This is a genomic window from Acinetobacter sp. AOR18_HL (genome assembly GCF_027855145.1).
Lineage (GTDB): Bacteria > Pseudomonadota > Gammaproteobacteria > Pseudomonadales > Moraxellaceae > Acinetobacter > Acinetobacter pittii.
This window is the reverse complement of the sequence record NZ_JAKTIG010000063.1, coordinates 1-7,129: the sequence shown is the minus strand read 5'-3', so window position 1 is coordinate 7,129 and position 7,129 is coordinate 1. Positions and strand designations below refer to the sequence as shown.

General features: G+C 38.9%; 7 protein-coding genes. All 7 read right to left on the bottom strand.

Translation table 11 applies throughout. The annotated features are described in order from the left end of the window. On the bottom strand, positions 1–938 hold a 938-nt coding region (locus MKL51_RS16135), incomplete at its 3' end, for an IS30-like element ISAba125 family transposase (protein WP_079396101.1). A gap of 281 nt (positions 939–1,219) precedes the next feature. Beyond that, positions 1,220–1,777: a chorismate mutase gene (locus MKL51_RS16130; protein WP_032007654.1), complete on the bottom strand. Its 558-nt coding sequence runs from the start codon at positions 1,775–1,777 to the stop codon at positions 1,220–1,222. Between the two features lie 77 nt (positions 1,778–1,854). Next, positions 1,855–2,538: an SDR family NAD(P)-dependent oxidoreductase gene (locus tag MKL51_RS16125; RefSeq protein WP_017480892.1), complete on the bottom strand. Its 684-nt coding sequence runs from the start codon at positions 2,536–2,538 to the stop codon at positions 1,855–1,857. Positions 2,539–2,547: 9 nt separating this feature from the next. Continuing rightward, entirely contained in the window at positions 2,548–3,309 is a 762-nt protein-coding gene (locus tag MKL51_RS16120) for an SDR family NAD(P)-dependent oxidoreductase (RefSeq protein WP_017480891.1), read from the bottom strand. A gap of 7 nt (positions 3,310–3,316) precedes the next feature. Next, complete coding sequence (locus MKL51_RS16115; protein ID WP_032007652.1) at positions 3,317–4,003, bottom strand: glutathione S-transferase; 687 nt, start codon at positions 4,001–4,003, stop codon at positions 3,317–3,319. 226 nt (positions 4,004–4,229) lie between these two features. Further along, positions 4,230–5,249: a Csu type fimbrial protein gene (locus MKL51_RS16110; protein WP_032042451.1), complete on the bottom strand. Its 1,020-nt coding sequence runs from the start codon at positions 5,247–5,249 to the stop codon at positions 4,230–4,232. Next, a partial coding sequence (locus MKL51_RS16105) for a fimbria/pilus outer membrane usher protein (RefSeq protein WP_270904354.1) occupies positions 5,240–7,129 on the bottom strand: 1,890 nt, incomplete at its 5' end. The genes MKL51_RS16105 and MKL51_RS16110, both read right to left, overlap by 10 nt.

Genomic DNA, 7,129 nt, shown 5'->3' with positions numbered 1-7,129 from the left:
TTTCTAGGACGAGTATTCAGTGACATGGCAACTTGATTTAAATAATGCTGATCTGCCTGATTTAAATCAATCCCTTTAGGTAAATATTGCCTAATTAAACCATTCATATTTTCGCATGTGCCTTTTTGCCAAGGTGAATGTGGGTCACAGAAATATACATCTATGCCTAAATCTTCTTCGAGTATTTTATGTTCTGACATCTCGCGTCCACGGTCATAGGTCAACGTTTTACGCAGTTCTGCAGGTAAATATTTCAGAGCTTCAGTTAAAGCCTTGCGCACTGATTCTGCCTTTGCATCAGGTAATGTTGCCAAGATACAGAGCCGTGTATTTCGTTCAATAAGTGTTGCTATCGAACTTTTATTGTCTTTACCTTTAATTAAATCAGCTTCCCAATGACCCGGTATTTTTCTTTCTTGAACTTCGGCTGGGCGCTCATGAATAGTTTTAATATCCTGTAATATAGAATCTTTTTTAGGTTCACCGTTAGCTTTTCGCTTTTTATTTTCATGACGCAGACAGGATAATAAGTCTTTTTTCAACTCACCCTTGGGTAATGCTCGTATCGTTGAATAAATCGTTGTATGGCTTACATTCATTGTTTGATCCAAATCAGGAAATGTCTTTAAACGCTTTGCTATTTGCTGAGGAGACCATAAACAACGGATCGCTTCAACAATAAATTTCCAGAGGATTGAATCGATTTTGAGTTTTCTGTGACCACGTCTACGTCTAGCGAAGGTGTTATCAGAAGCATATCGAGCTTGATAAACGTCATTGATGCTATTTCTTTTAAGCTCACGATAGATCGTACTAGGATGTCTTTTAATGAGTTCAGCAAATTTTCTGGCTGAAAAGCCTTCTTTTCTTGACTCAAGCATTAATGCAGTACGATCTTCAAAGTTAAGATGATGGTATGACAATTTTATATACTCCATAAACCCTTTAAATTAATTAGGTGGTTTATGTCGCACTTCAAGTTTTACTCTGCCTAGGGTCAAATTCAGATGGCCAAATCTCTCTATACAATGGTGGATGTAAATAATATTCTCTAAATAAAATCTTTTCTTTGTAATTGTGGTATTTGCCATAACCAAAGAGTGCAACTAACAAAAGTATCAGTAAATACCTCTTCTTAAAAAGGAAAGATATTGAAGAGGTTTTTTTCATAAAAACTCTCCTGATAAAAAATTCAATGCTTTAATTATCTTAAATAAATTCATTTTCTTAACTTGATTTTATTTAATGTCTCACATAAAGCTTTTTTGTCGGCTTCTTTAAGTTGTGGATGCTGAACAGGCCACATATAGCTACAGCCATGAGGCGCTTTATTGTTATTTTTCTTAAGTTCATCGGCAATATTTTTTAGAAGTTCAGTGTTTAGAGAACTAATTTTTAAACGTACTTCTGCTAAATCTTGTGGCTTCCAATTACTTTCAGGACTCGACAACCAATCAGCCCGATAACGGTATTGAATGGCCTTGGCTACATTCATTTGCGTCACAATAAATGGCTTTAATGTTTCGCTATTTAAGCCAAAAGATTCAGCTTCAGAAAGCGATTGATCGAGAACTTTCTTTTCTTGAGTTAAATCTTCAATCGGCAAATGCTGCTCTGCTTTATAACCTGCTACATCTTTCATATAAGATAAACGCTCGTTAACTAAACGAGCAGTTTGATCATATTGATATGCTTGGGCGAGTGAAGAAATACACATAAAAGCTGCCAAGGTCGACACGATCTGAACAGTTCGCTGAAAACTCGTTATATCCACCATTTAAAACCTACCGAAATTATTGTTATATCATCATTTCAACTCAGTACTGTATTTCAAGAACATGCGAAAGTAAAACTTTAAGATAGGCTGAGTTCTTGGCTCCATGCCGAATCAGGTTGCTGATAGATGTGTTGGCATACTTGTTTGAGAGATGAGCTAAAGTGCTGGTTTTGCCCTTCCCATTTTTCAATCATGCAATAACTAACATGAATGCCTTTAGGTTGAAACTCTCTGGCTAGTGACTGTGCTAAAGCACGGATGCTTGCAAACATGCTTTGGCTTAACACATCGTAATGGATCGAGTGATTAGAGGGTGCGCCAAGAAAAATAACCGTGCCTCGCTGTTGTTTAAGCATAGGCTTAATCACAGCTTGAGCAACACTTACTGCACTTAAACCTGTGGTCTGCCAACTGTGTTCAATCTCTTCTAAAGATAAAGCTTCGATATTGGGCGAAGATGAAAAACTCGGCTGAAATACACAGAGTTCAATGGTATGCCCGTGTTTTGAAATATAACGCAATAAGCATTTTAAGTGATCTGCATTCACTAAGTTTAATTGAACTGCTGTCACACCATCATTTAAAGAATGAACTTGTATTTTTTTTACAGCTGAATCATGTATAACCTGATAAAGATGTAATGGAAAATGTGCATTTTTATCTAGAATTACAAAATCACGCTCAATCAGTTGTAGGTCATGACCAGCCACTACAACACAGCCCTGCTTTTTTTGAAATTTTTGGAATATTTTTTTTAGCATTTTAGTCTCTCAAAATTTTTCTTGATAAGGGCGTAAATCCAACTCATGTGTCCAGAGTTGTGGAGTTTGTTGGTAAAGCATCCAATAGTTTTCTGCTATTGCATCAATATTGAGTCCACCAGTTCCACGGGTAAGACGGGCTAACCGCCCTAGGCCAAATAATGCTTTATTCACTCTATCGCCATCAACCATACCATCAATAATCACATGAGCAATGTGTATGCCTTGTGACTTATAGATTTGAGCTAGATTTAATGCATAGGTTCTTAAAGCAGATTTCCCCATTGTAAAAGCTGCGAAAAAAGGTTTGCCGCGTAGAGATGCACTCGCTCCAGTAAAAATAAGCGTACCGTGATTTTGATCTTTAAAGATTTTTAGACAACTTTGAGAAACCAAATAGGCCGATAAAAAAGTGGATTGCCACATTTGAGTAAAAAATGACAATGGGCTGCGTAAAAAGATGGAAGGAATATTCCCCCCCACATTATGAATGACAGCAGTAATACGCTCATTTTGACTTGTAATGGTGTCAAACAGGGCTTGTACTTGGTGTATATCTTCTGCATCTAAACGAAACGCTACAGCTTCCCCTGCATTTGCATGGATTTGGGCAGCCACTGCTTCAATTTTCTGGAAAGTACGTCCAGCAACATAGACTTTTAAGCCTTCTTTGGCGAAAAGACGACACACCGCTGCACCAATACCTTGTGATGCCCCGACGCCAATAACAACCGCACAATCTTGTTTTTTATCTAATGTTGCTGATGTCATAGACATTTCACCCTGTTTGTTTTTTATACCATAATGCAATAAACGGACGATTCAAAATTTCTTTACTAAATTTTTTACTGGTACGAATCACTTCACCGAGTTGAGCAACCACCGCAATATCTGCAATGGTTTGGCTGTTTCCAACTAACCATTCACTTTGTGATAAAACCTGCTCAATACGGTCGAGGTGTCGTATAAATTCTTCTTCAACATTTTCAGCTTTCATACGTCCTAAGCCTTGAAAGAATAGCTGCGTTTTTAACTCGGCTAAAATAAAACCTTTTACCATGGGCTTTTCATAGGCCGGACGACCAATGCTACTAATCCGAATCGCTTCTTCTAAAGCTTCTGAGTCATTTACGCGTAAATAGACTTCATAAAAATAAAGAGATTCATCTGCCCAATCTTCCCAAAGTTCAGCAAGCGCTTTTTGATTTAGATCTTCAGGGTAAAGCCGAGGTGTGTCTGGAAAGGCTTCATCAAGATAGCGCGCGATTCGAGTGCTGTCTTGAATCCTCTGACCGTTATGGTCAATGACAGGTACTTTGCCCACCTTACTTAGTAGAGGAACTTTCGCTCCAAGAATGCCGTTATAGTTAACTGTGTCAAATGGAATTCCTTTAAATTTCAAAACCCTTGAAATTTTTTGACAGAATGGGGAAATTTCCCATTGATGCAAAATAATATTCGACATTTATTCACCTTTATTTTTAATTGCCTTTTATCTAGTTCTTTTTTAGAACTAATCAATAAATATACAGAATACTTTTTTAAGTCAAACTGTTTTTGATGACGAACAAGTTCCGAAAGCTAAGAATTATTTGATTTTTATTATTTATATCTTAACAATTTTTAAGCAATATACTTTGAATTATAGGGAGCTCTGCTATAAAAAGAACTCCTCATATAAATTTGAAAGATTAATAAGTCACCGTAACGACAACACTATCAGAATAGACACCAGGTCTACTTGCGATGGCAGTGCCTTGCGGAATCTTTCCATACACAGTAGTCGTTTGAGCACTTCCTGTACCTGTTTTTGAGACTCCCCCTGTTCCCCCAACATTGGTTACGCCTCCCGTGGCATCCCATACCGTACTATAGTTAGAATCTTTATATAGCTGATAGGGAATAAATTCATTATTACTATTGATCATACGCCTAAAGCTTCCAGCTATACGGTTATTGCCATCGCCTAAATAAATGCTATATGGCGTTCCAAAATTACAGGTTGTATTCACGGCTCCTTGCGCTGTGTAATCACGCTTAGTCATGCCAATATCATTAATATTGCCGAAATCTACAGTTGAGGTTGAGTTTAATTGGCACAGGCTTGGGACCACAAAGTTTGCTGTTAGCAATGTATCGCCTGAATCCCAGCCACCAAGTAAATCACCACATGACAAACCCAAAAGATCCATATCCCAATACAACCGAACCGAAGCTGTATATGTTCCTTGAGGGTATGCAATAAGAGACCCCGTTCGAGCTGGTACTTTTATATTTACCGAGTAGCTCACAATATTATTTGATGCGACTGTTGCTACTGGACCATACCACACATTGGAGGTTTGGTTTGTGGTAGAAGACCCAGCTCCGCCTACAGTTGCAGTAACTGTATAGGGTAATGAAACACTGTTAATTGCATTTGTGGTTCCCGTAAATACGGTTTTCATACACATGAAATTAGAAATCTGGGGAAGTCCTAAATTCGTACAAGTAATTGTTCCTGAAAGATTTACGGTTGCATCACTATTAATATTTGCTGCTGTGTAGGTAAACGTATTATTCGTGGTCCCACTTACCGTACAAGCTGCATGCGCCGGACTAAAAAATGCATAAACGAGATAAAATAAGCAAATGCCTACAAAGTATTTTAAAGACAATGGAAAAAACTTATAGCTCTCTATTTGAGCCTTATTCATAATATTTAATGACATACATAAGGTCCCAATTTTTTAGTTGAGTACTGATTACTGTTATAAGTGAAGTCAACTTGGCAGGAGCCATGATCTAGAAGATCGACTTCAAGTTTGTTTTGTTTTAACAGGTTTGGAATAAATACTTCACCATCATAACCAACCACTCCTTCTTGCTGACCATTAATTCGAACGGCATAACCCGGCATTAACGACGAATTTTTTTGATCAACCAGTTTCACTAATCCAGAAATAACCTGATGAGCACCAAAGTCAACCAAAGTTCCTTGACGATAACCCACGACTGTTTTTTGATCTGTAGATTTAACATTCCAATTCAGAGGAAGATACGATGGATCTAAATAAATATGGTTCACTTGATATGGCATGAGACTAGGAATCAAAAATCTTCCAGACTTGTCAGTTTCTCCCAAATTGACCCCGCCATTTATAATTTGGCTTTGTGGCCCGGCATTAGTTACAACCGCATAGCCCTCTCCAATTTCATTGGCCGCAAAGATACGTCCCGCCGCCGCAACCAATGATCCTGTCGCCGAAAGTGCAACCTGATCGTTGTCGCCAAATCGGTTATAACGTCCCGTCAGGTAAGCTGCTCGTGCTCGGTAAGATGCATAGACCGATGCATTGTTTTCTTTTGCATCCTGATCTCGCTCAACATAGCCACCCCAGCCAAATGAACCAATTTGGGGTTCTGACAAACCGAATATTTCTTGGCGGTACCGTAGGCTACCGCTGTCACTAGATACACTCGTGATCGCATTCACTCTACTGGACGGGGTATATCGCAGCGCAAAATAAATGCCATAGTCCTTATGGTTTTCATAATCTTTATAAGCTGACGCATAAAAGCCCCAGTTCTTGTCCAGACTTCCACTTAAATTGCTAGACAGTAACTTGTAAGAGTTGTCACTATATTTAATCTGGTTATAACCCAGATAAACCCCATAGCCTGCATAAAAGTTATAGTTAATCCCTGCCCTGAAAATCTCATCTGCCAATGCGCTGTAGTTCAGGTAGTTCTGTGACTCGGCATTGATCTGGTTATCTTTTAAATATCTCACTTGAGATACACGGGCAAGGTCAAAATAGTTATCAAATACTTTGCGGTAACTGGTGTTAAATGAAATATTTTTACTGATGCGTCCTTCTAAACCCAGCAAGGCAGAATAGCCGTTTTCATCTTTATATTGGCTCGCTGCAATGTCAGCATTGATCACGCCAATACCCAAAACATTCTTGGCAAATCCTGTGCCGAGATTCGACAGACCATCTGTTGAAGCCTCTGCACCGCCACTTAAGGTCAGTGAATTGTTGTAGCCATATCGGATCGCACCTGAGGCAAAAGTGACATCATCATAATCATTTGAATAAAGCCCATAGTTGTAGCGTGGCATACCCACATCTACTGAAAACTCATTTATGCCTTTTGCCAGAATCTTCGATGAAAAATAGTACGGCTTTTTGGTAATGCTCTGCTGTCCCGTTGCATCGGTAGTCACCAGTGTGACTTCATTTCCCGAAATAAACGGGAGCTGTTTAATATCAAATGGACCTGATGGCACTAACCCCGAATAAATCTTTTGCTGATTGACATATAAATCTAGCGTTGAAGGCAGTGCTGCCGAGCCTGAGAATTGCGGGAGTGCCGAAGTGACAATATCACCGCGTTGACTATAAGCACTCGACCACTGAAAACCGGCAAGACGGACACTACTGCCCCAGTCTGGGCTATTAGAAATAAAATCCCCTAGGGTATATATCCTGATCTTTTCAGGGTCGACATATTGCCACTTACTTTCCAGTCGTACCCACTTTTCATGGCTATAACTATTTTCATTACTACCGTTATATAAAACGCCTGAAGAAAAGTTACCGATTGC

What these genes read in the sequence shown, in the direction of transcription:
- MKL51_RS16125 (WP_017480892.1), bottom strand. Translation starts at nt 2,538, where the DNA reads ATGCTAAAAAAAATATTCCAAAAATTTCAAAAAAAGCAGGGCTGTGTT.
- MKL51_RS16115 (WP_032007652.1), bottom strand. Translation starts at nt 4,003, where the DNA reads ATGTCGAATATTATTTTGCATCAATGGGAAATTTCCCCATTCTGTCAA.
- MKL51_RS16130 (WP_032007654.1), bottom strand. Translation starts at nt 1,777, where the DNA reads ATGGTGGATATAACGAGTTTTCAGCGAACTGTTCAGATCGTGTCGACC.
- MKL51_RS16110 (WP_032042451.1), bottom strand. Translation starts at nt 5,249, where the DNA reads ATGTCATTAAATATTATGAATAAGGCTCAAATAGAGAGCTATAAGTTT.
- MKL51_RS16120 (WP_017480891.1), bottom strand. Translation starts at nt 3,309, where the DNA reads ATGACATCAGCAACATTAGATAAAAAACAAGATTGTGCGGTTGTTATT.